The 26872-nt window shown below is 67.0% G+C and carries 27 protein-coding genes; 21 read left to right on the top strand and 6 right to left on the bottom strand.

Annotated features, from left to right (window positions below):
* Positions 1–86: 86 nt before the first annotated feature.
* On the bottom strand, positions 87–1013 hold the full coding sequence (locus VIN30_RS05055; RefSeq protein WP_338209824.1) for a site-specific integrase: 927 nt from the start codon (positions 1011–1013) through the stop codon (positions 87–89).
* Positions 1014–1222: 209 nt separating this feature from the next.
* On the opposite strand from VIN30_RS05055, the gene VIN30_RS05050 reads away from it, so the two are divergent.
* The 15 genes from VIN30_RS05050 to VIN30_RS04980 all read left to right on the top strand — a co-directional run bounded on the left by VIN30_RS05050 (position 1223) and on the right by VIN30_RS04980 (position 15726).
* Positions 1223–2749 carry a 5-bromo-4-chloroindolyl phosphate hydrolysis family protein gene (locus VIN30_RS05050; protein WP_338209822.1) on the top strand — a complete coding sequence of 509 codons (1527 nt, stop codon included), beginning with the start codon at positions 1223–1225 and terminating at the stop codon, positions 2747–2749.
* A gap of 79 nt (positions 2750–2828) precedes the next feature.
* Entirely contained in the window at positions 2829–3974 is a 1146-nt protein-coding gene (locus VIN30_RS05045) for a toxic anion resistance protein (protein ID WP_338209820.1), read from the top strand.
* Positions 3975–4101: 127 nt separating this feature from the next.
* Positions 4102–4518 (top strand): Holliday junction resolvase RuvX, encoded by a 417-nt coding sequence (gene ruvX, locus VIN30_RS05040; RefSeq protein ID WP_338209818.1) that lies wholly within the window; start codon positions 4102–4104, stop codon positions 4516–4518.
* A gap of 80 nt (positions 4519–4598) precedes the next feature.
* Complete coding sequence (gene mltG, locus VIN30_RS05035) at positions 4599–5792, top strand: endolytic transglycosylase MltG (protein WP_338209816.1); 1194 nt, start codon at positions 4599–4601, stop codon at positions 5790–5792.
* A 21-nt stretch (positions 5793–5813) separates the two neighbouring features.
* Positions 5814–6347: a YqeG family HAD IIIA-type phosphatase gene (locus VIN30_RS05030; RefSeq protein WP_326424337.1), complete on the top strand. Its 534-nt coding sequence runs from the start codon at positions 5814–5816 to the stop codon at positions 6345–6347.
* Complete coding sequence (locus VIN30_RS05025; RefSeq protein WP_338209814.1) at positions 6344–7276, top strand: shikimate dehydrogenase family protein; 933 nt, start codon at positions 6344–6346, stop codon at positions 7274–7276. The genes VIN30_RS05030 and VIN30_RS05025 overlap by 4 nt, the downstream gene beginning before the upstream one ends.
* Before the next feature lie 127 nt (positions 7277–7403).
* Positions 7404–8570, top strand: coding sequence for a chorismate synthase (gene aroC, locus VIN30_RS05020; RefSeq protein WP_338209812.1), 1167 nt, complete (start codon positions 7404–7406; stop codon positions 8568–8570).
* 2 nt (positions 8571–8572) lie between these two features.
* Positions 8573–9178, top strand: a complete 606-nt coding sequence (locus VIN30_RS05015) for a shikimate kinase (RefSeq protein ID WP_326424334.1) — start codon at positions 8573–8575, stop codon at positions 9176–9178.
* Positions 9160–10269: a 3-dehydroquinate synthase gene (gene aroB / locus VIN30_RS05010; RefSeq protein WP_338209809.1), complete on the top strand. Its 1110-nt coding sequence runs from the start codon at positions 9160–9162 to the stop codon at positions 10267–10269. Before VIN30_RS05015 ends, aroB begins: the two co-directional genes overlap by 19 nt.
* Positions 10266–10697 (top strand): type II 3-dehydroquinate dehydratase, encoded by a 432-nt coding sequence (gene aroQ / locus VIN30_RS05005; protein WP_338209807.1) that lies wholly within the window; start codon positions 10266–10268, stop codon positions 10695–10697. The genes aroB and aroQ overlap by 4 nt, the downstream gene beginning before the upstream one ends.
* A 200-nt stretch (positions 10698–10897) precedes the next feature.
* Entirely contained in the window at positions 10898–12046 is a 1149-nt protein-coding gene (locus VIN30_RS05000) for a M24 family metallopeptidase (protein ID WP_338209805.1), read from the top strand.
* 4 nt (positions 12047–12050) lie between these two features.
* A complete protein-coding gene (locus tag VIN30_RS04995; protein WP_338209803.1) occupies positions 12051–12752 on the top strand; it encodes a response regulator transcription factor in 702 nt (233 codons plus the stop codon).
* Positions 12753–12981: 229 nt separating this feature from the next.
* The gene (locus VIN30_RS04990; protein ID WP_338209801.1) at positions 12982–13938 is read left to right on the top strand and encodes an ABC transporter ATP-binding protein; all 957 of its coding nucleotides are present in this window, start codon (positions 12982–12984) and stop codon (positions 13936–13938) included.
* Positions 13931–14782: an ABC transporter permease gene (locus VIN30_RS04985; protein ID WP_338209798.1), complete on the top strand. Its 852-nt coding sequence runs from the start codon at positions 13931–13933 to the stop codon at positions 14780–14782. Before VIN30_RS04990 ends, VIN30_RS04985 begins: the two co-directional genes overlap by 8 nt.
* Complete coding sequence (locus VIN30_RS04980; protein WP_338209796.1) at positions 14779–15726, top strand: sensor histidine kinase; 948 nt, start codon at positions 14779–14781, stop codon at positions 15724–15726. Before VIN30_RS04985 ends, VIN30_RS04980 begins: the two co-directional genes overlap by 4 nt.
* 7 nt (positions 15727–15733) lie before the next feature.
* Here the strand turns inward: VIN30_RS04980 and VIN30_RS04975 are convergent, their stop codons facing one another.
* Positions 15734–16633 (bottom strand): LysR family transcriptional regulator, encoded by a 900-nt coding sequence (locus VIN30_RS04975; RefSeq protein WP_338209794.1) that lies wholly within the window; start codon positions 16631–16633, stop codon positions 15734–15736.
* Positions 16634–16878: 245 nt separating this feature from the next.
* On the opposite strand from VIN30_RS04975, the gene VIN30_RS04970 reads away from it, so the two are divergent.
* Positions 16879–17901 carry a DMT family transporter gene (locus VIN30_RS04970; RefSeq protein WP_338209792.1) on the top strand — a complete coding sequence of 341 codons (1023 nt, stop codon included), beginning with the start codon at positions 16879–16881 and terminating at the stop codon, positions 17899–17901.
* A 30-nt stretch (positions 17902–17931) separates the two neighbouring features.
* On the opposite strand, the gene VIN30_RS04965 is transcribed toward VIN30_RS04970, so the two are convergent.
* From VIN30_RS04965 to VIN30_RS04950, 4 genes are all read right to left on the bottom strand, one after another.
* Complete coding sequence (locus VIN30_RS04965; protein WP_338209790.1) at positions 17932–18804, bottom strand: DMT family transporter; 873 nt, start codon at positions 18802–18804, stop codon at positions 17932–17934.
* Entirely contained in the window at positions 18801–19583 is a 783-nt protein-coding gene (locus VIN30_RS04960) for a helix-turn-helix domain-containing protein (RefSeq protein ID WP_326424322.1), read from the bottom strand. Before VIN30_RS04960 ends, VIN30_RS04965 begins: the two co-directional genes overlap by 4 nt.
* A gap of 161 nt (positions 19584–19744) precedes the next feature.
* A complete protein-coding gene (locus tag VIN30_RS04955; protein WP_338209787.1) occupies positions 19745–20446 on the bottom strand; it encodes a response regulator in 702 nt (233 codons plus the stop codon).
* Positions 20443–21561 (bottom strand): sensor histidine kinase, encoded by a 1119-nt coding sequence (locus tag VIN30_RS04950; protein ID WP_338209785.1) that lies wholly within the window; start codon positions 21559–21561, stop codon positions 20443–20445. Before VIN30_RS04950 ends, VIN30_RS04955 begins: the two co-directional genes overlap by 4 nt.
* A gap of 118 nt (positions 21562–21679) precedes the next feature.
* Between VIN30_RS04950 and VIN30_RS04945 the strand changes: the two genes are divergently transcribed.
* The 5 genes from VIN30_RS04945 to efp all read left to right on the top strand — a co-directional run bounded on the left by VIN30_RS04945 (position 21680) and on the right by efp (position 26776).
* On the top strand, positions 21680–22654 hold the full coding sequence (locus VIN30_RS04945; RefSeq protein WP_338209783.1) for an ABC transporter ATP-binding protein: 975 nt from the start codon (positions 21680–21682) through the stop codon (positions 22652–22654).
* A gap of 8 nt (positions 22655–22662) precedes the next feature.
* Positions 22663–23850, top strand: a complete 1188-nt coding sequence (locus VIN30_RS04940) for an ABC transporter permease (RefSeq protein ID WP_338209781.1) — start codon at positions 22663–22665, stop codon at positions 23848–23850.
* Positions 23837–25048: an ABC transporter permease gene (locus VIN30_RS04935; protein ID WP_338209779.1), complete on the top strand. Its 1212-nt coding sequence runs from the start codon at positions 23837–23839 to the stop codon at positions 25046–25048. The genes VIN30_RS04940 and VIN30_RS04935 overlap by 14 nt, the downstream gene beginning before the upstream one ends.
* A gap of 222 nt (positions 25049–25270) precedes the next feature.
* Positions 25271–26077, top strand: coding sequence for a YczE/YyaS/YitT family protein (locus tag VIN30_RS04930; protein WP_338209777.1), 807 nt, complete (start codon positions 25271–25273; stop codon positions 26075–26077).
* A 135-nt stretch (positions 26078–26212) separates the two neighbouring features.
* Positions 26213–26776, top strand: a complete 564-nt coding sequence (gene efp / locus VIN30_RS04925) for an elongation factor P (protein WP_326424308.1) — start codon at positions 26213–26215, stop codon at positions 26774–26776.
* Positions 26777–26872 lie beyond the last annotated feature (96 nt).

Here is a 26872-nt window from a genome sequence, read left to right as displayed (position 1 = left end):
CCTTGAAGAGCAACGCCAAATCGGCTCCCTCTTCGCCAAGCTCGACTCGCTCATCACCCTTCATCAGCGTGAGCGTTTTTGCCGATCTAGATGAGACTTGAAATAGAGCGCATTACGAGGTCGACATCCTGGTTTTCAAGTTCCTGGATGATGTGCAGGTAGGTTTTCTGCGTCGTGTTCATGCTGGCGTGGCCCAGCCGCTTGGCAACGCTTGCGATGGACACGCCGGCGAACAGGAGAAGCGAGGCGTGCGTGTGCCTCAGCCCGTGCACCGATATCACGGGTATTTCCGCGCGCCTGCAATGGCGCTCCAACACGTCGTTGGCGGTCGAGTTGTAGACCTTCCCCTTTACGAAGATGGGTTTGTCGGGAGGGAGCGACTTGGTGAGCTCGGAAAACTGGATGACGAGCTGCCAGTCGAGTTGCACCTTGCGCACTGACGAGCGGTTCTTCGTGGGCACGAAGCCGCCGCCGCTCTTGTAGTCCCAGGTTTTGTTCACCGACACCACCTGCCTTCCGAACTCGAAGTCGGCGGGGGTGAGCGCGATGGCCTCGGAGAACCTCAGCCCGGTCTTGGCGATAAGCAGGATGAGCCAGTCCCACGAGATGTTCGCCCCGAGGTCGAGATCGTTGAGCAAGCGATGGAGCTCGAACTGGTTCAGGTATTTCTGCTTCTTGGCGCGCGGCGCCTTGCCTTTGATGATGGCCTTTCGCGTGGGGTCTCTGTCGACAAGGCCGTCATCTACGGCATCGAGCACGGCGCCTTTGAGCTGGTGGTGGAAATCCATCGTAGTTTGCCGCTCATGGCTTTGAGCATAGTCGTTGAGAAGCTGCTGGTAGGTGATTCGGTTGAGCTCTGCCAAGGTGAGCAGCGGGATGAGCTTTTGCAGCCATGCGCAGGTGAGGTGGTATTTGTTGAGCGTCACGTCGCGCACGGCACCTTCCTTGTACATGGCAACCCATTGTCGATAGTAATCGCAGAAGGTGTGCTGGGGTGTCATCGCGTTGATCATGGCCTTCTCCTATCTTCGTTTCGGGGTTCGTTTGGATTGCTCACGCTGATGAAGGTTCTGCGAGCATAGGCGAAGGGAACGTGCGCGCGCAATGGCTCTGCGCTTGCTGATTGCGTGGGATGGCCGCTTGCCGCAGGCAGTGCGTGGTATGATGGCGGCGAAATTACGGAAGGCGCCCGCGCCGGCGCCGTGCACGATGAGGATGGACGATGACAGCGTATCGCACGGGTGGCTCGGAGCCGCAGCAGCCCCACGACAGCTGGGGGAGGCCCACGGCCGAACCTCAGCAGCCGGGGCCCGACGCCACCTACGAGGTGCCCTGGGACGATCCGGCGCCTACGGGGCAAACAGGCAGTCAGCCGGGGCCCCGGTCTGGCGCAGCCTCCACATTCGAGCCTGGCAAGAGCCCGGTGCCCGGCATGTCGGCCAAGGACTTCGAGCGGATGTGCCGCTCGGTGGACAAGGCGTTCACCCAGTTCGCCAAGGCCGTGGAGAAGGGCGTGGACGAGGCTGCCGCGGCCCTCGGCCAGTCGCCCGATAAGAACCTCAAGGCCCACCAGGAGCTTCAGGAGAAGCGCAAGCAACAACGGAAGCAGGCGAGGAAGGCTCAGAAGGAGGCCCGGCGCGCGGTGCAGCAGGCCGCCTGCCAGCAGTCCCAAGGCGCCGTGTCGGGCGGGCCGGCCCCGGGCTACCATCCGACAGCGGCCTACGTTGCCCAGCAGGCGCAGCAGTGGGCGCCGCTCGCCAAGGCCAAAGGACGATTTCGCTCGTCGGCGGGGCTGACGGTGTCGGGCACGCTGATGACGGCCGCCGGGGGCGTGGGCACCGCGTTCTTCGCGATTCCCACGCTGATCGCCATCATCACTGAGGCGACCGCGGGCGTTGAGGGCGTGGCCACGGCAGCGGTGCTCGGCCTGATCACCGCCGGCTTCGCCGCGCTGCTTGGCTTCGGCATTCGCAGGCTTCGCCGCGCCTCGAAGCTGAAGGCGCTCGCAAGGGCCGTGGGGGAGCGCGAGGCCGCCGCTTTCGAGGATATTGCCGCGCGCATGCAGGTAAGCCCCAAGGCCGCCCTTGCCGCGTCGCGCAAGCTCATCAAGGGCGGCTACCTTCCCCAGGGCCGCATCGACGACGAGCAGACCACCCTCATGGTAACCGACAACGCCTACCGCCAGTACCGCCAGCTGCAGATGGCCCGGCGCCAGTCGCTCGAGAACCAACGCGCCGCCGAGGAGGCCCGCGCGGCCGAGGCCGCGGCCGCTGCAGCGCGCGAGCAGCACCTGTCCGAGAACCTCACGCCCGCCCAGCGGGCCTTCATCGTGCAGGGTCGCGACTACGTGCAGCGGATGCGTACGCTGAACGCTGCCATCGCTGACGCGGCCGTGAGCGAGAAGATCGCCGCGATCGAGGAAGTGGTCGACCGCATCCTCGCGCGCGCCGAGGCCGAGCCGAAGGTCATCGCCGGGCTCGACCGCCTGAACGCCTACTACCTGCCCACCTGCGTGAAGCTGCTCGAAGCCTACGACAATCTGGAAGAGCAGCCTGTGCAGGGCGAGAACATCTCCAGCTCGCGCCGCGAGATCGAGCACACGCTGGACGTGCTCCACGCCGCCTTCGAGAAGCTTTTCGATGACACCTATCAAGATTTGTCGCTGGATGTGTCAGCCGACATCTCGGTACTGCATGCCATGCTCGCTCAGGAGGGTCTCACTGATGGCCCCTTCGATGTAAAACCCTAATCCTCGCGAAGGAGGGGTGTCTTACCCGATAGGCTGCCCTCCCCTCAAGCGATACCGCCGAACCTTCGAAAGGAAACCCATGAACAACGACCTTGCGAACCTCGAAAACATTCCCGCCCCCACGCTGACGCTCGATCCGGTGGAGGCTGACGCCGTGGAAGCCACCATCGTGGAGACCGAGGCCCCGGCCGCCCCCAGTCTCGCCGATTCGCTTTCCGCCGAGGAATTGGCCCAGGTGGACGCCTTCGCCCAGCAGATCGACATCGCCAATTCCCAGCAGGTGCTCACCTTCGGGTCGGGCGCCCAGAAGAAGATGGCGTCGTTCTCCGAGACGGCCCTGGAGCGCGTGCGCACCCAGGACCTCGGCGAGGCCGGCGACCTGATCGCCGGGGTGGTGACCGAGTTGAAGAGCTTCGACGTGGAGGACGAGGGCAAGGGCATCCTGGGCCTGTTCAAGAAGTCGGCGAACAAGATCACGGCCCTGAAGGCCCGCTACGACACCGCCGAGGCCAACGTGGAGAAGATCGCTCGCGCGCTCGAGAGCCACCAGGTGCAGCTCATGAAGGACGCCGCCACCCTGGACAAGCTCTACGAGCTGAACCTCACCTACTTCAAGGAGCTCACCATGTACCTTCTGGCCGGCCGCCAGCGCCTGGCCGAGGTGCGCGAGGGCGAGCTGGCCGAGCTGGCCGCGAAGGCCCAGGCGTCGGGCTCCACCGAGGATGCCGAGGCCGTGCAGAAGCTGTCGGCCGCCTGCAACCGCTTCGAGAAGAAGCTCTCCGACCTGGATTTGTCCCGTACGGTGGCCATGCAGATGGCCCCGCAGATTCGTCTCGTGCAGAACAATGAGATGCTCATGATCGAGAAGATCCAGACGACGCTCGTGAACACCATCCCTTTGTGGAAGAGCCAGATGCTGCTGGCCTTAGGCCTTGCCAACAACGAGGCAGCCCTGAAGGCTCAGTCGGCCGTCACCGACATGACTAACGAGCTTCTGCGCAAGAACGCCGAGAAGTTGAAGCAATCGACGGTGGAAGTGGCCCGCGAGTCGGAGCGCGGCATCGTGGACATCGAGACTCTGAAGGCCACCAACGAGAACCTCATCCAGACCTTCGACGAGGTGATGAAGATTCAGGCCGAGGGCCGGGCCAAGCGCGCCGAGGCCGAGGTGGAGATGCGCCGCATGGAAGCCGAGTTGCGCGCCAAGCTGCTGGAGGTCAAATAGTCGTAGGGATGCCCCGTAGGGGCTGACCTTGGTCAGCCCTCGCGAGCGAGACAACCATGTGCGACAAAAAGAGGGGCGACCGAGGTCGCCCCCTACGAACCGGGCTGTGCGAGAAAGAGGAGCTAGTATGCGCGTGATGGCGCTGGATATCGGGGAAGTGCGCGTGGGGGTTGCGGTGAGCGACCCGGGCGAGCGTGTGGCGAGCCCGGTGTGCGTGCTGCCGGCATCCGAGGTGCTGGCCGGCGCGAAGCCCTTCCGCCGCGTGCTGGAGGACTGGGAACCGGAGCTGCTCGTATGCGGGCTGCCGCGCACGCTGGCCGGCGAGGAGGGCCCCCAGGCCGCGCGCATACGGAAGGCGGCCGCGCGTATTAGCCGCGCCTGCGACATTCCCCATGTTTTCGCAGATGAACGGCTCAGCTCGGCCGAGGCCAAGCGGAGTTTGCGTGAAAAGGGCTTAAGCGAGCGCGAGATGCGCGGAAAAGTGGATATGATAGCCGCGAGTTTGTTTCTGCAATCGTGGCTCGACGAGCGCGCCCGCAGCTAGGGGAGCAGGTTCGCCCGCGGGCGAGCGCTGCGCGGTGCCGAAGTTTCGAGGCAGCAAAGGCTATAGAGAAAGGCGTTCCCTTGGCTCTGCACAAGAAGTCGACGACCTATTCCTCCCATCCCACCTGGGCCGCCCGCGCGGCCCACGCGAAGGGCGATCGGGAGTTCCGCACCTATGATACGAGCGCCATTATGCCCAAGCGCGATCCGAAGCCGGCCATCTTCGTCGCCGTGCTCATTGTCATCGTGCTGGCCGTAGGCGCGTTCTTCCTGTTCAAGGGCTGCTCGCCTGCGGTGGAGCTGCTGCCCGCCGGCCAGTCGGTGGAAGTGACCATCGAGGAGGGCGAGAGCGCCTCGTCCATCGGCGATGCCCTGGTGGCGGCTCATTTGGTGGGTTCCTCCCAGGAATTCGTGAACGAGGTGAACCGCCTGGAGGCCGCCTCGTCGCTCATTCCCGGCACCTATACCTTCCAGGGCGGCAGCACGCCCGAACAGCTGGTGCAGACCATCATGGCCGGCCCGGCCTTCGTGGGCGATAAGCTGGCGGTGCCCGAGGACATCACCCGGGCTGCTCTGGCCACGCTGGTGGAAGAGGCCACGGGCGGCCGCGTGGGCGCCCAGGCATTCTTGGACGCCTCGGCCGATGCCAGCGCCTATGCGGCCGACTATCCGTTTTTGGAGACGGCCGGCACCAATTCCCTGGAGGGCTTCCTGTTTCCCAAAACCTACGGCGTGACCGAGGACATGGATGCGGCGGCCGTGGTGCGCATGATGCTGGACCAGTTCGCCAAGGAGACGGCGAACCTGTCGTGGGAGTACCCCGAGAGCCAGGGCCTGAATCTGTACCAGACCGTCACCTTGGCCTCCATCGTGGCCAAGGAGTCTTCCGATGACGCCGAGGTGCGCGCCCACGTGGCCGGTGTGTTCTACAACCGCCTGGCCTCCGACCGCCCCTATCTGGAGTCCGATGCCACCACCGCCTATGTGGTGGGCCACGACCCCACGGGCGAGGAGGTGCACGCTGACGACCCCTACAGCACCTACACCAACGAGGGCCTGCCGCCCACACCCATCTGCTCGCCGGGGTTGGCCAGCTTGGAGGCCGTGTGTGCGCCGCTGGAGACCAACGACATGTTCTTCTACTTCACGCCGGACGAGAACGGCACGCTGCAGCACTACTTCAGCGAGACCTACGAGCAGCACCAGCAGGCCATCGCCGAGCATTCCGGCGGCACGGGCAACGCCGACAACGCCGACGCCGGCGACGAGCAATAGGCCGCCGCGCGAAGGCGTCCCATGGCTCTGCTCACCCCCGACCGCTACTTCTCGCGCATCAGCTCTGTGGACATCGACCGCGACCTTCTGGGTTGCGGCCGTACCCACGTGCTGCTTGACATCGACAACACCATTCTCACCCGCGACACCCACGAGATCCCCCGCGACGTGGGGATGTGGCTCGGCCGTGCCCGCGAGGCCGGCGTGGCGTTCTGCCTGGTGTCGAACAATTGGCACGACACGCCCCACCGCCTAGGTGCCGAGCTGGCGATGCCCGTGGTGGCCAAGGCCATGAAGCCCCTGCCCCCGGCGTTCATCGCCGGTATGAGGAAGGTGGGGGGCACCCGCCGCGACACCGTGGTGATCGGCGACCAGCTGGCCACCGACGTGCTGGGCGCCCATGCCGCCGGTCTTCCCGCCTACATGCTGCAACCGCTGGTGGAACAGGATCTGCCCCATACCCTGCTGCTGCGCAACGTGGAGCGGGTCATTCTGGGCGATCGGGTGCCGGAGCCGGCGGTTAACATCCAGAAGACGGAAGGGGAGCGACTGTGACCGAGAAGCTTTACGTGCTGGGCCATCCGGTGGGCCACTCGAAATCGCCGGCTATGTACAACGCCGTGTACGAGAAGGCTGGCCTGAACTGGCACTACGGCCTTATGGATCTGCCCACGGCCGCAGAGGCCGAGGCGTTCCTGGCTGCGCGCGACTTCCTTTCCATCAACATCACCACGCCCTACAAGCCGCAGGCTTTGGCTGCTGCCGACAGCCAGGCCGCTTCGGCTCGTCTGGCTCATGGGGCCAATGTGCTGGTGAACGCCAACGGCGCGCTGATCGCCTACAATACCGACGGCCAAGGGTGTGTGGCCTATCTGGAAGGGGCCGGCGTGTCCTTCAGGGGGAAGTCGGTGGTGGTGTGCGGCACCGGCCCCACGTCGCTTTCCATCCTGCATGCCGTGGCCCAGGCGGGGCCGGCCGAGGTGATACTGGTGGGCCGCAGCAAGGATCGGGCCCGCGATGTGCTGCGCATCTATGTGGATGAGTTGGGCGCGTTGGTGGGCCGCACCGTGGATATGCCGGCCTTCAAGGAAGGTCATCTCAGCTTTGCCGAACTGTACGATCGCGTGAACTTCAAGTATGGCAGCTACGACACCTCGCGCCAGGCCATTGCCGGGGCCGACATCATCATCGATGCCACGCCCTTGGGTATGAACGAGGGCGACGGCGCGCCTTTCGACCCGGCGCTGCTGAGCGCGCGTCAGACGGTGTTCGATGTGGTGTACGGCCATGGCGAGACAGCGCTGGCGCATGCGGCCCGGGCGGCCGGCTGCGCCTTCCTCGATGGCGCCGGCATGCTGGTGGGGCAAGCTGTGGTCACCGTGGGCATTCTGCGCGACATCACCGGCGAGGAGGCCTTAGGTATGCCCGAGGACGAGCTGTTCTCCCTCATGGCGGCCGCCGCCGGTTTCGATCTGGCACGATAGCGCTTCCACGCGGGGCATCGCTGCGCACTTTACCGTCTCGAAACGGCGGGGCGGGCACAGCTGCGCTACAATGGGTGCGATCTGTTCTGGGCGCCGGCTGCGCGCGCCCTGCGAGAAAGCTGCATCTATGGAGTACATCACAGCGGGCGAGAGCCACGGTCCCGAGCTTACGGCCATCGTGACCGGCGTGCCGGCCGGGCTTCCCGTGTCGGAGGAGCACATCAACGCCGATCTGGCGCGCCGCCAGGCCGGCTACGGCCGCGGCGGTCGCATGGCCATCGAGAAGGACAAGGTATGTGTGACGAGCGGCGTGCGCTTCGGGCGCACCATCGGCAGCCCCATCGCGCTTACCGTGGCCAATCGCGATTGGGAGAACTGGACCTGTCGCATGGCCGCCTTCGGAAACGCTCCGTCCGACCTGGTGCGCGAGGTGACGCCGCGTCCGGGTCATGCCGATTTGGTGGGCGCCCTGCGCACGAACACCGACGACTGCCGCAATATTCTGGAGCGGGCGAGCGCCCGCGAGACGGCGGCCCGCGTGGCCGCCGCCGGCATCGCGCGAGAGTTTCTGGCCGAGTTGGGCGTGGACATCATGAGCTATGTGGTGTCGGTGGGCGATGTGTCCATGGCCGAGGAGTCCATGGCCGATGCGGCCGAGCACAAGCCGCTCGATATCGAGCTCTCGGAGATGCGTTGCCCCGATGCGAAGGCTACGGTGGCCATGAAGAAGGCCATCGACAAGGCCAAGGCCGACGGTGAGAGCCTGGGCGGCACCTTCCGCATCGTGGCCACGGGGCTGGTGCCGGGCCTGGGCACCTACGCCACCGGCACCGATCGCCTCACCTCGCGCATCGGGGCGGCGCTGTTCTCCATCCCCGCCATCAAGGGCGTGGAATTCGGCCTCGGTTTTAAAGCGGCGGTCCGTCCCGGCAGCCAGGTGCACGACCCCATCCTTCTGGACGGCTGCGACTTCATTCGCGCGTCGAACAACGCCGGCGGCCTGGAGGGCGGCATGACGAGCGGGATGCCGCTCATTGTGACGGCGGCCATGAAGCCCATCCCAACCTTGATGACGCCGCTTCAAACGGTGAACCTGGACACGCTGGCCGTGGAGGAGGCCTCCAAGGAGCGCTCGGATGTGTGCGCGGTGCCGGCAGCGGCCGTGGTGGCCGAAGGCGAGGTGGCCTTCGCCCTGGCCAACGCCTACATCGAAGCCTTCGGAAACACCTGCATGGCCGACATCAAGGCCTCGATCAAAGCCTACAAGCAGCGCTTGCGCACGATGGGACGGTAGCGATGGATCAGGAAAACAAGGAAAGAGCGCCGCGCCGGCGGCCGGCGACACGGCCCATGGCGGCCGAGCCCATGACGTTGACGCGCCCGGTGTTCTTCGTCGGGTTCATGGGAGCGGGCAAGACCTCGGTGGCCCGGCGCCTGGCGCGCACGTGCCGGGTGGCTTCGGTGGACATGGACACCTACATCGAGCGACGCGAGGGCTGCCGCGTGAAGGATATTTTCGCGGCTTCGGGCGAGGAGGGCTTCCGCGCCATCGAGACCGAGGTGCTGCGCGAGCTGGGCGCCGCCGAGGCGCCGATGCTGGTGTCGTGCGGCGGCGGCGTGGTGGTCACGCCCGAGAACCACGGCATCTTCGAGGATGCGGGGTTCGTGGTGTATCTGCAGGTGACGGCCGACGAGGCCGCCAGCCGCATCAGCGACACGTCAACCCGCCCCCTGTTCCAGAACTTGGAGGCGGCCCGCGCCCGCATCGCCGAGCGCCTGCCGCTGTACGAGGCCGTGGCCGATGCGACCGTGGACACGGCGGGCAAGTCGGTGCCGGCTATCGCCCGTGAAGTGCAGCGCGTTCTTGAAAAGGAGGGTATCCTGTGCCCGCAACCAAAATAGTGGTGAACATCCCCGGCGAGACGCCCTACGACGTGCGCATTGGCGACACGGTGCTCGAGGGGTTGGGGGCCTCGCTGAAGAAGCTGCCGGCGGTGGCGTCGGCACCCCACCTGCTGGTGCTGACCGACACGAACGTGGGCCCCCTGTACGTCGAGGAGGCCAAGGCGTCGCTGCGAGCTGCGGGTTTCCGCGTGAGCGACATCGTGGTGCCCGCCGGCGAGGATGCGAAATCGCTTGCCGTGGCCGGCGAGGTGTGGAACGCCATGGCCGGGCTCGGCCTCACGCGCGACTGCGCCGTGGTGGCCCTCGGCGGCGGCGTGGTGGGCGACCTGGCCGGCTTCGTGGCCTCCACCTACATGCGCGGCATTTCCTTCGTGCAGGTGCCCACCACGCTGCTGGCGATGGTGGACTCCTCGGTGGGGGGCAAGACCGGCGTGAACCTGGACGCGGGCAAGAACCTGGTGGGCACGTTCAAGCAGCCGGCCTACGTGGCCGCCTGCACGGCTACCTTGGCCACGCTGGACGAGCGCGAGTGGGCTTGCGGCTGCGCCGAGATCGCCAAGGCATCGGTGATCGACTCCGACGAGTTCTTCTTCTGGATGCTGGACCACGCCGAGGCCCTGGCGGCCCGACAGCCCGAGACAGTGTCCGAGGCCATCGCGCGCTCGGTGGTGTTCAAGGCCAATGTGGTGGCCGAGGACAAAACCGAGAGCCGCGGAGTGCGCGAGTGCCTGAACTACGGCCACACCCTGGGGCATGCCGTGGAGGCGCTGGCCGGTTACGGTACGTTCTCTCATGGGGCGGCCGTGGCCGAGGGCATGCGCTTCGCCGCGCGCCTGGGCGTTCGGGTGGCGGGCACTTCCGAGGAGCTGGTGGCCGCTCAGGACGACCTGCTGGACGCGCTCGGCCTGCCGGCGCTTGCCTGGTCGGCTCCGGCCGACCAAATGCTGGCGGCCATGAAGCGCGACAAGAAGACCCGTGCCGGCGAGGTGCGCTTCGTGGTGCCCCGCGACATCGGCGATTGGGAGCTCGTCGCCGTTCCCGACGACGTGATTCTGGAGCAGCTGCGGCAGTGGGAGGCGTCGAAGTGAAGAAGATTTTGCTGATGAACGGGCCGAACCTGAATATGCTCGGGCAGCGCGACCCTCAGTTCTACGGCACCGATACCTTGGCCGACATCGAGGCCATGGTGGTCGCCTACGGGGCCGAGCGCGGCGTGGAAGTGGACTGCTTTCAGTCGAATCACGAGGGCGCGCTCATCGATCGGCTGCATGCCGCCCACGGCAACTACGACGGCATCGTGTACAACCCGGGCGCTCACACCCACTACTCCTACGCTCTGCACGATGCGGTGGAGACCATCGATGTGCCGGTGGTGGAGATTCACATCTCGGATATTTCCCAGCGCGAGGAGTTCCGCCGCACGTCGGTGATCGCGCCGGCCTGCATCGCCCAGGTGAAGGGCTTGGGCAAGGACGGCTATCTGCGCGCGCTGGATATACTGCTGGAAGAGGGGTAGATCCGTCCGTCCGGCCGTTGGCGGGGCGGGACTACCCGTGCTCAAGCAATGGCTCGCTCGGCGGAACAGTCCACTGGACTGTTCCGTTCGCTGCGCAACCTGCGCGCGGGCAGCCCCGCCCCGCCAGCGGCCTGCCGCCCTTCCGCCCGGACATCCCTCCGGCAACGGCCTGCCTGTACTCGGTCGAGAAAGGAAGACTCATGACCGTCTTCGACGAACTGCACAATCCGGTAGCCTGCGAGTGGCACATCGGCCAGCTTCTGCGCACCATGAACCAGTTGCGCGACGGGCGCCCCTCGCCCATGGTGGTGCGCGACACCTCGAACATCCGCTGGCTCACGGCCTTCGACGGCGTGTTCGACGACGAGCAGGCCCATGCCCTGTACGTGGCCCCCGACCGCGTGGTGCTGCACACCGACTCGCGCTACGCCAAGGTCTGCGAGCAGGCTGCCCGCCGCACGCCGGTGCGCGTGGACGAGACGCGCGAGAGCCATGCAAGCTTTGTGGCGCGCCAGTGGAACGGCTCATGGTTGCACGGCATGCCCGGGGCCGAGTTGCAGATTGAGGACACCATTACCCTGGCCGAGTACCGCGCCCTGCAGAAGGCCTTCCCGCCCGAGTTTCCCATCGGCGAGACCGACGGGGTGGTGCGTCGGCTGCGCGCGGTGAAGGAGCGCTATGAAGTGGCGCGCATGCGCGGGGCCCAGTCCATCACCGATGCGGCTTTCTCCCATATCGTGGAGTTCATGCGTCCCGGCATGATGGAGCGCGAGGTGCAGCTGGAGCTGGACGAGTGGATGCTGCGCCACGGGGCCCAGGGCCTGGCCTTCGCCACCATCGTGGCCACGGGCGAGAACGCGGCGAACCCCCATGCGGTGCCCGGTATCGCCATGTTGGAGGCCGGCCAGTGCGTGGTACTCGATTTCGGCGCGAAGTCCTACGGCTACTGCTCGGACATGACGCGTACGGTGTTCCTCGGCGAGCCCGAGGGGCAGATGCGCGATGCATGGCGCACGGTGCGCGAGGCCAACGAGACCGTGGAGGCCATGCTCGCCCCCGGCGTGACGGGTAAGGAAGCGCACGAGCGGGCCGAGGCGGTGCTTGCCGCGGGCGGCTTCGCCGGCGCCATGGGCCACGGGCTCGGCCACGGCGTGGGGCTCGACATTCACGAGGAGCCGGTGCTCTCGACGCGCAACGATGAGCCGCTCGTGGCCGGCAACGTGGTCACCGTGGAGCCGGGCATCTACCTGCCGGGCAAGTTCGGCATGCGCTTGGAGGACTTCGGCGTTATCACCGACGACGGCTTCGAGGTGTTCACGAAGTCGACCCACGACATGGTGGTCATCTAGCCTCGTGCTGGCGGGCGCGCGCATACTGGTGGTGGAAGACGACGCGGCCATCAACCGCGTCGTCTGCTCCTATGCGGAAAAGCGGGGTGCTGCGTCCACGGCGGCCTTCTCCGGCACCGAGGGCCTTATGCATCTGGAGGGCGGCGCGCCTTTCAATCTGGTTATCACCGATCTTATGCTGCCGGGGGAAAGCGGGGAGGCAGTGGTGAGCGCTGCCCGCGCGGGCGGTGTTCCCGTCATCGTGTTGTCTGCCCGGACTACGGTGGCTGACCGGGTAGGGCTTCTGCGCCTCGGCGCCGACGACTATCTCACGAAGCCCTTTGATTTAGAGGAGCTGGCGGCCCGCTGCGAGGCGGTGCTGCGCCGGGTCACGCCCGTGACGGCCCCGGGCTCCTCGGTGCCGGGCATGCTGCGCTTCGGGGTGTGGGAGCTTGACGAGGACGCCCGCAGCTTCGTGGTCGCCGGCGTGCCCGTACGCCTGACGCGCACCGAGTACGAGATCGTGCGCGCGCTTATGGCCGCGCCCCGCCAGGTGCACACCAAGCGAGCCCTGTCGGCGGCGGCCGGCGGTGACGCGGCGGCCTTGGAGGACAAGACCGTGGCCACCCACATCGGCAACATCCGCGCCAAGCTGCGCGGCACCGGCACCGAGGACTACGTGGAGACCGTCTGGGGCGTCGGCTTCAAGCTGCGCGACGGTGTTTGAGGCCTCGGCTCCGCGGGTGGATGTCTGAGAAACGTCATTTCTGTACCAATCTTATGACCTGCTGAAACAATGGGAAACCGCAGGTCATTTCCCCTGTCTTGACGCGGAAAAAAATCACGTTTCTCGGACATCCGGCCTATCTTGGCACTTTCTTGGAGCTTCCTGGGAGGTTTCTGGGCGCACGCGTCCTAAGATGGAAATCGCTGGTTATCAGAGAAAGGACGTGCTCATGGAAGCACTGCGCTGCGACCGCCTCGCCCGCGTCTTTCGCACGAAGCGAGCGGTGGACGATGTGTCGCTTTCCCTTGCGGCGGGGGACGTTTACGGCCTTGTGGGGCGCAACGGGGCCGGCAAGTCCACGCTGCTGAAGCTTATCGCGGGCTACCTCGCGCCCACTGCCGGCACGGTGGCGGTGTGCGGTGAGATTTTGGGACCCTGCCAGACGAGCGCTCGTCTGGGCTGCCTCATCGAGCATCCCGCCGTGAATCCCGGGCTTACGGGGTTCCAGAACGTGATGGTGCGGGCGCTGGCCCAGGGGCTTGCGAATCCGAAGGCCGAGGTGGCCGAAGTGGTGGAGGCCGTGGGGCTCGGCTTGGTGGCCGACAAGAGCGCGCGGGGCTATTCCCTTGGCATGAAGCAGCGCCTCGGGTTGGCCCTTGCGCTGGTGGGGCGACCGGATGTGCTGCTTTTGGACGAGCCCTTCAACGGGTTGGACCCGGAGGGGGTGCGTCAGGTTCGATGTCTGCTGGCCGATCTTGCCTTGCAGCGGGGGTGCGCCGTGCTCATCAGCTCTCATGTGCTCGATCAGCTTGAGCGTTTGGTGAACCGCTACGGAGTCCTTCGCGATGGACGTCTGGCGATCCAGATGACCGCAGAGGAAGTGGAAGATGCCTGCGCCGACTATCTGTGCGTGGAAACGCCGGAGACGCCACGAGCCTTGGCGGTACTCGAAGGGGCATTCCCCGATGCCGTCTTTACGGTGATGCCCGATGACGCCATCCGGGTGGCCGGCCTCGACGCCGAGGCAGTAGGCCGTGTCCTTCTTACGGCCAATATGCCCGTGAGCGGGCTGTACGTCCACGCTCGCGATATCGAGGATTATTTCGTCGACCTCATGGGAGGTGCGGAAGTCGTCGATGGTCCGTCAAGGTATTCCGACACGAAAGGGGGCGGGAGCCATGCTTAATGTCTTGCGTGCCCAGTGGTATCGCATTGTTCGCAATCGCGCGTTCTGGGGGCTGCTTATCACGTTCGCCGTCATCATGGCGTGGGATATGGTTTCCGTTGGGCAGAACTACCATGGGCAGGAGGGCTATTTCGACGGCATCCCGCCGATCGGTCAGGACGGCGTGAAGGTGAACTTGGATGCAGGGGCGTATTTGGGCAAGGGCGGCGTCGGTTACTTCCTGCTGACGCTCGTGCTGCTGCTCGTGGCATCGCTGTTCGCCGAGGAGTGGCGGGAGGGCGCGTGCCGGTCGCTGGCCGCCGCACCTTCGTTCCGGCGCGATTACGTGCTGGCTTCGGCGCTTACGGTAGCGCTGATTACGCTGCTGTTCATCGTCGTTGCCTGGGTGGCGGTACGGGCTGTTATTCCCTGGTTTCCGCTGCTGGGTGTGGGCGACGAGATGGGCCGCTTTGCACGGTGGGCTGCGCAGATGGTGCTCGCTCTGGAAGGATACGGGATGCTCACGATAGCCGTGGCGGCAGCGACGAAGCGGCTCGGGCCCACGCTGCTGGCAGCCCTTCTGTTGGGAACGGGCCAGTTCGAGATACTGCTGGCGAACGGGTACGTGATTGCGGACCAGGTGGCGCAGCTGGCGGGACTTCCCGCGCTGCCGGGCGCGTCGGGGGTGGCAGCGGCGTTCTTCGACAGCCCGGCGATGCTGCCCTCGTGGTTGCCCGCGGCTCAGCTGCAGTGGATGATGGGCGAGGGCGCTACCCCGACGGCGGCCGATGTGGCTCCGGTGGCCCTGCTGGCAGCAGTGGCGATTGCGGTGGCGTGGTTCGCGGTGAGAAGGAGGGCCCTGTGATCTGGCTGGGCGCGCTTTGCCTGCTGCTGGCGGTGGCGCTGGTGGGGTACGTGGCGGCCACTGAGCGTCAGATGCGTGCGATGGCCGACGCTCTGGCCGTGCGCGGGCGCGATCTGCGGCGGCTGCGGCTCAGGTTCCCCACGCCGGCAGCCCGGGCCTTGGCGCGGGAGGCCAACGGGCTTATCGACGAGGCCGATGCCGCGCGTCGGGAAGCGGCCGAGGAGCGGCGGCTTCTGGGAGAGAACCTGGCGTCGTTCTCCCACGACGTGCGCACGCCGCTGGCCGGCGCTCAGGGCTTCCTGCAGCTGTATGGCGTGGCGGCTGGTGATGAGGAGCGCGACGAGTGCGTGGCGGCCGCCGCCGAGCGTCTGGGCGCGATGAGGGGGCTTGTGGATGCCCTCTTCGAGTTTGCGAAGGTGGATGACGGCGGTCGTGAGTTGGCGCAGGAGCCGGTGGATGTCGGCGAGTTGGTGGCCGGGGTGCTGGCCGAGCTGTATCCCGCCTTCGTGGCGCGCAGTTGGGAGCCCGCGGTGTCGCTTGCCGAGGGCGTGGTGGCCGAGGTTGACCCTGGGGCCTTGGGGCGCATCGTGGAGAATCTGCTCGCGAACTGCCTGCGCCACGGCTGCGCCGCGCCCGTGATAGAGCTGAGGTTGTGCGACGCTGCGACGGTTGGCGACGATGCGGAGTCGATGTTGCCTGGCGGCACTGCGCCGGCCGGTTATCGATTCGTCTTGGCGGTGTCGAACCGCGCCGAGGGCTTGGACGGGGTGGACGAGGGCCGTCTGTTCGAGCGCTTCTATCGCGGCGACGCCTCACGCCGCGCAGGCGGCAGCGGGCTGGGGCTGGCCATCGCCTTCGGCCTGGCACGTGCTTCGGGTCTGGCACTGGAAGCCTCTGTTGCCGATGCCACCTTCGCGGTGACGCTGTCCGGCAGCTGTCGCTGAGCGGGGGCTAGCGGGCCATGGCGCTCGGGTACTGCTCGGCCACCCATTGGCGGGTGACTTCGGCGAAGGCGCGGGTGGCCGCCGAGGCGGTGTCCTGCGACCGTACCGCCAGCGATATCTCGCGGGCGCATTCGCGCTCGGCCGGCAGCACGGCCAAGGGAAACAGCGTGCGCCGCAGGATGAGGCTCGGCAGCACCGAGAAGCCCAGCCCGGCGCTTACCATGGACATGACGGCGTAGTCGGAGTCCACGGTGAAGCGCACGCTGGGGGTCACGCCGTTGGCCTCGAACAGGGCCTCCATCTCGGAGGGGCGCGCGTTGCCCTGCAGCTGGATGTAGGGCTCGCTGGCCAGGGCCTCGGTGGGGAACACGGGGGCGTCGGCCAGGGGATGGTCGGGCGGCAGTACCACAAGCAGGGGATCGGTGTGCAGCGGCACTGCGTCCAGGTTTCGCTTCTGAGGCGCGACGGAGAACGCGCAGTCGGCGCGGCCCTCCCAGGCGGCATCCAGCAGCTCCTCCTCGTCGTCCACGCACAAAAGCTTCAGGTCGATTTTCGGATACCGGTCCAAGAACGCCTTGGCGATGCCGGGGAACCACTCGATGGCCACGCTCGTGAACGAGCCCACGCGCACGAGGCCCCCTTCGAGGTCGTTCAGCTCGCGCACGCGGGTGGCAAGTGCGTGCTCGTCGGCGTTGATCGCCTGCACAAGGCCGAGCACCTCGCGCCCCTCGCCGGTCAGATGCACCCCGCCGTACTCGCGCACGAACAAGGTGAGGCCGAGCTCCTTTTCCAGCGCGTTCACCAGATAGCTGATTCCCGCCTGGGTATAGCCCAATTCCTCGGCGGCTGCCTTGAAGCTTCCAAGGCGCGCCACCGTCAGGAACGCATCGTATTTCTGATTGGCCACAGCGGGCCTCCTTGTCGCCTCGTTTTGTGGTGCAGTTGCACCAGTATAAGACTTTCTTGAAAAGTTTTACAAGAAGTCTCGTTTTACTTTCATTGGTGACGAGATTAGTATGTCAATCGTTCCTAATCCAGAAAGAAAACGCCCTTGCGGGGGCTTGGAATCGTGCGCTTTGGAGCGGGCGGCTGCTGGGACGGCGGCCCTGCGCCGACGAGGTGCCCCGCGCGATGAGGCCGAAAGGAGGAGCCATGAGCCATTGGAAGCAAGCACGCTGGCCGTTTGTGGCCTTCGTGCTCATTGAAGTGGTCATCTTCGGATCGGGAAGCGCCGTGACGAAGTTCGCCTACGAGTCCATCACGCCCCTGTGGTGTCTGGCTGTCCGCTTCGGCCTGGCCACGGTGGTGTTCGCCCTCTTCTTCGGCCGTCGCATGGCGCGCGGTCTGCGGAAGGTGCGCGTGCGCACGTGGCTGCCCCAGGCTGCGTGCATGGCGGTGTCGTATCTGTGCTGCAACGTGGCGCTCGACCTTACCACCGCCACCAACGTGGGCTTCCTCGTGGCGCTGCCGGTGGTGTTCGCGCCTTTCCTCTCCACGCTGGTGGAGCGCGGGCGCTACCCGCGGGCTGTCATTCCCTTCCAGGTGGGCGTGGCCGGCGGCCTGTATTTGCTGTGCAGCCAGGGCGGAAGCCTTGCGGTGGGCCCGGGCGAGCTGATGGCGCTGGCGTCTTCGGTGGCGCTGGCCGGTGCGCTCGTGTTCGGCAAGCAGGCCCTGGCCGAGCTGGACGCCGTCACCGTGGCGGGCACGCAGATCGCCGTGGCCTTCGCGCTGTGCCTGGGCTGCGCGCTTCTGTGGGAGCCGGCGCTGAACGTGGCGGCGGTGCAACCGGTGGCCTGGGGCATCATCGCGTTTTTGGCCCTGCTGTCCACCTGCCTGGCGTTCTTCCTGCAGAGCCTGGCGCTGAGCCGCCTCACCTCTACCACGGTGTCGCTGCTGCTCACGGGCGAGCCGGTGTTCACGGCTCTGTTCGCCTATTTGTTCCTGGGCGAGACGCTTACGCCGGTGGGCCTGGCCGGCGCGGCGCTCATCGTGGGCACGGTGGTGGCCGCCACTTACGTGGACGGCCGCAAGGACGCGCCGGCTGCCCCCGCTGCTCCCGTGCCGTCTCCGACACCCGGCGCCCTGGCGGCCGCTCCTGCCGCCGTCTCCCCGCGCGTCATGCCGCGCCCGCGGCTGCTCGTGCCCGGCCGCCGCAAGGACCGCATGGCCGCCTAATAGCAGAAGCCCTCCTGCAAGGAGCGTTTGTCAGGGGCGGTTCGACAGCACGAGGCCGGCGATGGTGAGGACGAGGCCGGCGGCTATGGGGGCGGTGAAGGGCTCGCCGAGCACGATGACCGAGGTGACGGCGGTGACGGCCGGCACGAGATAGATGTAGGTGCTTGTGGTGACGGCGCCCAAATGCTTCACGGCGAATCCCCAGGTGGCAAAGCAGGCGGCCGAGGCTCCCAGGCCGAGGAAGGCCAGGTTGGCCAGGTTGACGGGGTCGGTAAGCGCCGCCGCATTTGGCAGCGGCCCTCCGAAGGGCAGCGCCGGCAGCATGAACAGAAGGCCCCAGGCGAAGATGCGCTTGGTGGAGGCCAGAGTTTCGTAGCCGGCCTCGGCGATGCGCGCGACGATGGTGGAGTAGGCGGCCCACACGAGCGCCGCGCCCAGCGCGAGGCTGCACCCTGCGAGGTTGGCGAGCGGGCTGCCGCCGATGGCGCCGCCGCTTGCGAAGCTGACGAGCGCGATGCCTGCCATGGCCAGCGCGAAACCGACAACGAAGCGAACGGTGAGGGCCCCGCGATTTCCGCGCGCCCAGCTCATGAGGGCGCAGAAGAGCGGAGAGGTGGCCACGATGACCCCCACGGCGGTGGCGCTCGTGAAGGTGAGTGCTACGTTCTCCATGAGGAAGTAGCAGGCCACGCCCGCAAGTCCCGCCAGGGCGAAGAGCCGCTCGTGGTGCCGCTCTTGCAAGCGCAGCAGGTGCGGGCGCGCGCAGCACAGGGCGAGAAAGCCCAGGGCGAAACGGACGAACAGGATCCATACGGGCGCGAAGTCAACGAGGAGCACCTTGGTGGACACGAAGGTGATGCCCCACACGAACACTGTGAGCGCCGCCAACGCATGGGCCTTCATCGCGCGTTCCCCCTCACGGCGCGCTGGTAGCGGCCCGGCGTCGTGCCCAGCCGCTCCTTGAAGGCGCGCGTCAGGTGGGCCTGGTCGGAGAAGCCGGCCGCGCAGGCGGCCTCGGCGCAGCTCGCCCCGGCGACCAGAAGCTCGCGGGCCCGTTCCACCCGCAGGGATGCCAGGTAGCGCATGGGCGTGAGGCCGAAGGTGCTGCTGAAGGTTCGCAGGGCGCGGTACTTGTCGAGGCCGGCGGCCTGGGCCACCTCTTCCAGGCGCACGCTCTGCGACGCGTGGTCGCGCAAATATGCGGCCATGGACTGTGCCGCGCGGTCGTCGGGCGCCGTTGCCGGCGCTGACGCGAGCCGTCCCACGAGCAGGCAGAGCGCCTCCTCGATGCGTGCGTTATCGGGCTCGGGCGCTTCCATGAACGCGACGACAGCGCCCATGTACGCCGCGGCCTCGGGGTCGTTCGCAACGGGGCCGGCGAGCGGCGGGCAGTCGGGAATGCCGATGAGGGCCACGCTGTCGTAGGCGAGAGGGGAGGCGCCCTCCTGCGTGCAGCCGTGGGCGTCGCCGGGGTTCAGGGCCAGCAGGTGCCCCGGCCCCAGACGGTAGCGCCGCCGGTTGCATTCCATGAGGCGGTGTCCCTGCCGCATAAGGCCGATGACCGGGTAATCGTGGGCATGGGGCGCGAACGGTTGGTCGAGGCCGGCGAAGCGGCGCAGCTCAATCGTGCCGTTCAGGGTACGGCGCACCGATTCGGTATGTGGGGCGGGGGCTGCTTCCATAACGTGACCATGATAGGCGTTCCGCCGCCGATTTCTTGCACGAAATTGCAGGGTGTCGGGCGGTGAGGGGCGCCCGGTGCGCATCCGGCTGGCGGTCGCGATAGCGAAGCGGCGAAGGGAGCCAGGCTGACGGGCGCAGGGGCCGAGGTGACGGCTCGTTGCTAGCGCCACCAGGCGATGGCGATTTGCGTACGGTTGCGCAGGCCGCATTTCTGCAGGATGGCCGAGATGTGGTTGCGCACGGTTCCCTCGGACAGGTACAGCGCGGCGGCTATCTCGCGGTTGTCGAGCCCCTCGGCAATAAGCTCGGCCACCTCGCGCTCGCGCTCGGTTAGGCTGCCGGCCAGGGCGCTGCCGCCTTCCAGGCTGCGGCCCGCGAGCGCCCCTACGCGCCCGCTCACCTCGGCTCCCATGACGATCTGCCCGTCCATCACGGCGCGCAGGGCGCCTTCCAGGGTGGCGACATCCTGCTTGATGAGGTAGCCGCGGGCGCCCAGGGCCAGGGCGCGCACGATGTAGTCGTCGTCGGCGAAGGTGGTGAGGAACACGACGCGGGCATCGGGGTCGCTAGCCAGGATGCGCTCGGCCGCGGCCAGGCCCGACGTATGCGGCATGCGGATGTCCAGCAGCGCGATGTCGGGACGGCTTGCGGCGTACAGGCCTGCGGCCGCGCAGCCCTCGGTGCTCGTGCCCACCACCTGCACGGCGTCGCGGGCCTCCAGGATGGTGCGCAGCGACTGCACGATGAGCGGGTCATCGTCGACGAGGATCACGGTGATGGCGTGGGCGTTGCCGGTGCAGTTGCCGGGGCGGTTGGTGTCGGCGTTGCCGGTGCTGCGGGTGCTACTGGTCTCGGCGTTCATGCGTCCTCCTGGGGCTTGGGGAAGGTGGCGAACACGCGGCTGCCCGTGCGCGGGGCGGCAAGCGGCGTGAAGGAGAAGGTGCCTCCGAGGGCGTGCGCCCGCTCGGCCATGGAAGTGAGTCCGAGGCCCGCAGCCGCTGCGCTCGCATCGGTCGAGGCCGCACTGCCCGCGCTCGCACTGCCAGCGCGCCCGTCGTCTTCCACGACAAGCTGGTAGAAGCGGGGAAATTCCGTGACGCGCACCGTGGCATGGCGCGCCTGCCCGTGGCTTGCGGCGTTGGAGAGGGCCTCGCGGACGATGGCGAGCACGGCGAGGCCTATGGGCCGCGGCAGGGCGCCGGCCTGAAACGAGAGGGTGCCGGCAACACCCGGGAACTCCGCGACCAGCGCCTCCAGGGCCGTGCGCGTATCGAGGGCCGCGTCGTGCAGGTCGTGCACCGAGGCGCGCACGGTGTCCAGGGCCTCGTGCAGGGTTGCCGTCACCGCATCCAAATCGCGGGCCACGGGCGCATCGGCTCCGTGGGCCACGCCGGCGGCCTGCACCTGCAGCACCGAGCGGGTGAGCAGATGCCCCACGTTGTCGTGGATCTCGCGCGCAATGCGCGCCCGCTCATCGAGTACCGCGCAGTTAACTTCCAGATCCTGCCGTTCGGCCAGGTCGCGGGCGCGCTCGGCAAGGACGAGCCGTTCTTCCTGCACGGCATCGCGCAGCGAGCGTAAACGTTCCCGCTCCTCGGCGTTTCGCCGGGCGCGCCATCCCATAAGGCAGGCGAGCAGTCCTAAGGCCAGCGCGGCTGCGGCCAGGGTGAAATGCCCCGCCGCCGCAGTGCAGGCGAGCGGAAGCGGCCACGCCCAGCGCAGGCCGCGCAGGTGGAAGGCCCAGGCAGCGTAGGCCGCGATCGCTGCGAAAGCGCCCAGCGGGGGTACGACCGCCGCTGCCGCGAGCAAGACGATGGCCACGGTGATGCGCACCGGCGCGCGTCGGGCAAGTTCCAGGGCGCAGGCCGCGCACACGGCCGAAAGCAGCGCGGCGACGCTTGCAGGCCCGACCGGTGCCAGGAGCATGACGGGAATGCCCAGGGCCAGAAGCACGGTGTTGTCGATGGCGCGATCCATGGGGCCATTATAAGGGCGCGTCGCCGAGCTAGGCGAAAACCGTGACATTTGGCACTTCTGCCGCGCCCGCTCCCTTGAAATAATGCAACCAGTGAACCTGACGAAGGAAGGAGGCCCCGTGGACGAGCGCGCAGCATCCGACGGCGCACGGGCCGCAGGCGATATCGTGGTGGTGGAGAACCTGGTGAAGCGCTACGGCGACGTGGTGGCCCTGGATCACTTCAACCTGGCAATTGCCCCGGGCGAGATATTCGGGCTGCTCGGGCCCAATGGCTCGGGCAAGACCACGGCCATCAACTGCATCCTGCAGCTGCTCACCTACGACAAGGGCTCCATCTCGCTGTTCGGGCAGCCCATGGGCCCCACCCGCTACGATCTGAAGCGCATGATCGGCGTGGTGCCCCAGAACGTGGCGCTGTTCGAGGAGCTTACCGTGCGCGAGAACATCGACTTCTTCTGCGCGCTGTACGTGGGCGACCGCCGCGAGCGGGCACGCCTGGTAGACGAGGCCATCGCATTCGTGGGGCTTGAGGACTACGCGTCGTTTCGCCCGCGGAAGCTGTCGGGCGGCCTGCTGCGGCGCCTGAACATCGCCTGCGGCATCGCGCACAGGCCCCGCCTCGCGTTCTTCGACGAGCCCACGGTGGCCGTGGACCCCCAGAGCCGCAACGCCATTTTAGAGGGCATCCGCGCCATGAACGAGGCGGGCTGCACCGTGGTGTACACGAGCCACTACATGGAAGAGGTGGAGGAGATCTGCTCGCGCATCATGATCATGGACCGGGGTCGCTCGGTGGCCGTGGGCACCAATGCCGAGCTGAAGGCCATGGTCGGCGCCGGCGAGCGCATTCTCGTAGAGGTGGCGGCCCTTCCCGACGGGGCGCGCGGCCAGCTGGAGGCGCTGCCGCATGTGCGGCGCGTGACCTACACCGAGTCGGAGCTGGTCGTGCAGTGCGAGCAGGGCGCGCACAACGTGGGAGACGTGCTGGCGGTGCTCTCGGCGGCGGGGCTGCCCCTGGGCCGCGTGTACGCCGAGCCGCCCACCTTGAACGACGTGTTCCTGGAAATCACCGGCAAAGCGCTGAGAGACTAGGGGGCGCTATGGGCACGCTGTTTGCCGGCACCCTGCGCGCGCTGCTGCGCGAGAAGGGGCTGTTCATCTGGTCGCTCGCCTTCCCCATGCTGATGGCGACCATCTTCATGTTCATGTTCGCGGGCATCGAGGACGCCACCGCGTTCGACCCGGTGCCCACGGCCGTGGTGGCCGATGAGGCGTGGGAGGCGTCGCCGTTCGCACAAGTGGTGGAGGCCCTCGGCGAGCCGGGCGACGACCAGCTGCTGGATGTGCGCCCCTTCGCCGATTCCGAGGAGGCCCTTCGTGCTCTGACGAGCGGGGAAGTGATGGGGGTGCTTTCGGTGGACGGGGGCGGCGAGCCGGAGCTGGCGCTGTCGCCGGGACTCCAGATAGGGGCCAGCACCTCGGCCGATGCCGTCAATCGCAGCATCTTGGAGTCGGTGGTGACGGCGTATGTGCGCGATGCCGACCTCATGGCATCCCTTGCTATGGCCGACCCGGCCCTGCTCGCCGATCCCGACCGTGTTGCCGCGGCCTTCAGCGGGGGAGATGTCACCGAGGAGGTGTCGCTCACCCGCAACGCCCCGGCCCAGACTGTGCGCTTCTACTACGCGCTCTTCGCTATGGCCGCCCTGTTCGGGGCCCAGATTTCCGTGTTCGCCATCTGCTGGACCCAGCCGAACCTGTCGCCTTTGGGCGCGCGCCGGGCGCTGGGGGCCATCGGGCGCACGCGCACCCTGGCGGCCACGCTCGCGGCCTGCTGGCTCGTGAGCTTCGGCTGTCTGGTTATCGCGTTTCTGTACACGCGCCTGGTGGTGGGAGTCGATTTCGCCGGCCGCGAGGGGTGGTGCATTGCGGGGCTGGGCGCCGCCGCGCTTCTGGCCTGCGCGCTGGGCACGGCGCTCGGGGCCCTTCCCAAGATCGACCTGGGTTCGAAGACGGGCATTCTCACCGGTATCGTGTGCCTGCTGTCGCTGTTCACGGGGCTCTACGGCGAGCCCTGCATGGAGCTGGCCGATCTGGTGGCGCGTGAGTTTCCCGTGCTGGCGTCGCTGAATCCCGCCAAGGCCATTTGCGACATGTTCTACAGCCTGTACTACTACGACGGGTTGGAAGTGTTCGCGGCGAACGTGGCCGAGATCGGCGTCTTTGCGGCGGTGCTGTTCGCCGTGGGCGCCCTGTTCATGAGGAGGCAGCGCTATGCGAGCCTGTAGATACGCATTGGAGATAGTGGCGAAGCATCCCATCTACCTCATCATATACGTGGGGTTCCTAAGCCTCATGGGCCTGTTCGTGACGAGCGGTCTGTACCCGCCGGCCGCATCGGGAGAATACGAGTCGGCCGAGATTCCCTTCGCGGTGATCGACCGCGACCAGTCCGACCTCTCGCGCTCGGTGGCGGCGTTTCTGACCGAGCAGGGTCCCTCGGTGGAGGTGCCCGACGAGCTGCGGGCGTGCCAGGACGCCGTGGCCACGGGCGAGGTGCGCTATCTGCTCATCGTGCCCGAGGGATTCGAGGAGAGCTTTCTTAAGGCAGCCCGTGAAGGTACCGCCTCGCCGCGCCTTGAGACGGTGTTCAGCTTCGAATCGATGGGGGCGACGCTGGTGGATACCCAGGTGAGCCAGTATCTGCAGCTGGTTCGCGCCGCCGCTGCCCTGAAACCGACGGCCGATGCGGAAGCGGTTGTGGCCCAGGCCGAGGCCGCATCCGAGAAGACCGCGACCATCCGCGAGGTGGCCGCGCCCGGCGAGGTGTCCGGCTGCGAGGCCTTCATCTTCTACCTGCAGTGGAGCGCGTACCCCCTCACGGTGGCCGTGGTGGTGTCGGTGGGCATTCTCATGGGCGCATTCAACCGCACCGACGTGCGCCGGCGCGTTGCCGTATCGCCCGCATCGGGGCTGTCCATGGGACTGCAGAAGGCCCTGGCGGGGCTCGTGGTGGCCCTCGGGGTGTGCGCGGTTATCGTCGGCATCGGCCTGGTGTTCTTCGGCGATGCGGCCGCGGCGCTTCCCGCGGGGGCGTTGGCCTTCGTGCTGGGGCTCGTGCTGGCGTTTCTGCTGGTGCCGCTGGCCATTGCGTTTCTGCTCGGGCAGCTGGGCTGCGGCGAGAACGTGTCGAACACCGTGGGGAATATCACCGGCATGGTGCTGACGTTTCTCGGCGGCGTGTGGGTCAGCACCGACCTCATGCCCGAAGCCGTGCGCACCGCGTCCATGTTCACGCCGGTGCACTGGCTCGGCACGGGGCTGAATGCCGCGGCCGCATCGGCGCCGGCGGGCGAGGTGCTGCTCTGCGCGGGGGTGATGGTGCTGTTCGCGGCGGCCATCTTCGCCGTGGCATTGGTGGCCGGCCGCCTGCGCGCCCAGACGAGCGAGGCCGGGGGCAACGCGGCTGCCGCGACCCCGCGCTAGGGGAGGAGCCTGCTGCCGAAGGGCTCCTATGGCGCCATAGGAAAGGGGAATGGCCATGCGCCCCGCCCTTCCCCTCCTTCGCGTAATCGTGCCCGTGGGCGTTCTTCTCGCAGTGCTATAACTGTAAGAGTCATAGTAAAACGTAAGCGAGAGGACGGTGATGACATGGCGATACGGTCTGCGATCAATCGGGGAAGCGAGATTCGGACCAAGGGCAAGTCCATGGGGCGTGATCGCTCCGGCGCCCCGTCGCGTCTGCCGTCGCGTTCGTTCTCGGCCAGAGCCGCCCTGTTCATGGCCGGGCGCGTTGCTCTCATGCTGGCGGGTATCGCGGTCATGGCTTTGGGCATCGATGTCGTGGTGAAGGCCGATTTGGGCAATTCCCCCATCTCGGCCACGCCCAACGTGCTCAGCATCGGGTTTCCCGCCGTCAGCTTCGGCACCTTCATGCTGGGGTGGCAGTGCTTCCTCGTGCTGGTGCAGGTGGCCATCTTGCGGCGAGAGTTCCGCCTGGTCGACTTGTGGCAGATTCCCATCTCGGTGTTTTTCGGCGTGTGCATCGACGGGTTCATGGCCCTCATCGGGCCGGCCGAGCCGGCAAGCTATGTGGCGTCGTGGCTGTGGCTTGCCGTCGGCATGGCGGTGCTCGCCCTGGGCGTTGTGATGACGGTGGTGTCGGGCACGGTGATGAACTGCGGCGAGGCTGTGGTGCAGGCCGTGGTGCGCAAGACGGGCATCCGCTTCGGCACGGGCAAGGTGCTATTCGACCTGTCCTGCGCGCTGCTCGGCTGCATCTGCGCGTTTCTGTTCGTGGGCCATCTGGCCGGCGTGCGTGAGGGCACCCTGGTCTGCGCCGCGTTCACCGGGGTGGTGGTGAACTGGTACATGGATCTGTACGGGAAGCTGCGGAGCGCCGTTCGCCGCCATCGGCCGCGCCCGCAGACAACCCCCGGGCCGAGAGTCGCCGAGGCCCCCGTACCAGAGGAGGCCCGCGAGCTTGCCGGATGCGACGGCTTGCGAGCCGGCTGACGTACGGCACGGGCAACGGCGGTGGCTCCGGTCTTTGCAGAATGCCCGCAAGACGGCTATACTGTAACGGTTTGAGTCAGGCGCGACGTGCGAGCAAGAGGTTTCCACGGCGCGTGAACATGAAAGGAAACATCCGTGGCAAGCATTTCTACCGCCGATTTCAAGAACGGCATGTGCATCATCAACAACGGCAAGATGTGCACCATCGTCGAGTTCCAGCACGTGAAGCCGGGCAAGGGCGGTGCGTTCGTGCGCACCAAGCTGAAGGACATCAAGACCGGCCGCGTGGTGGACTACACCTTCAACGCGGGCACCAAGTTCGATTCGGTGCGCCTGGAGTCCAAGAAGATGCAGTACCTGTACAACGATGGCGCCGACTACTGGTTCATGGACAACGACACCTTCGAGCAGATGCCCATCGCTGCCGACGTGGTGGGTTCGGTGTCCGACTGGCTGAAGGAGAACGACGAGGTCACGCTGCTGTACGCCGGCGACGAGCTGATCAGCCTGGAGCCGCAGATGTTCGTCGAGCTGGAGGTCACCCACACCGAGCCGGGCTTCAAGGGCGACACCGCCACCAACACGCTGAAGCCGGCCACCCTGGAGACGGGCAAGGAAGTGCAGGTGCCCACCTTCATCGAGATCGGCGATGTCCTGCAGATCGACACTCGCGACGGCCGCGTCATCAAGCGCGTCTAGCAGTCGCGGAAAAATCGCAGGTTGAGGAAGCCTCCTTCGGGAGGCTTTTCTATTTCAGCTATGGCGGAGCGTAGAGGAGGTGGCGGGTGTTTCCAC

This window comes from Adlercreutzia wanghongyangiae (assembly GCF_035989245.1).
Classification (GTDB): Bacteria; Actinomycetota; Coriobacteriia; order Coriobacteriales; family Eggerthellaceae; genus Adlercreutzia; species Adlercreutzia wanghongyangiae.
Note: the sequence above shows the minus strand (reverse complement) of the source record. Positions and strands in the feature narration are given on the sequence as shown.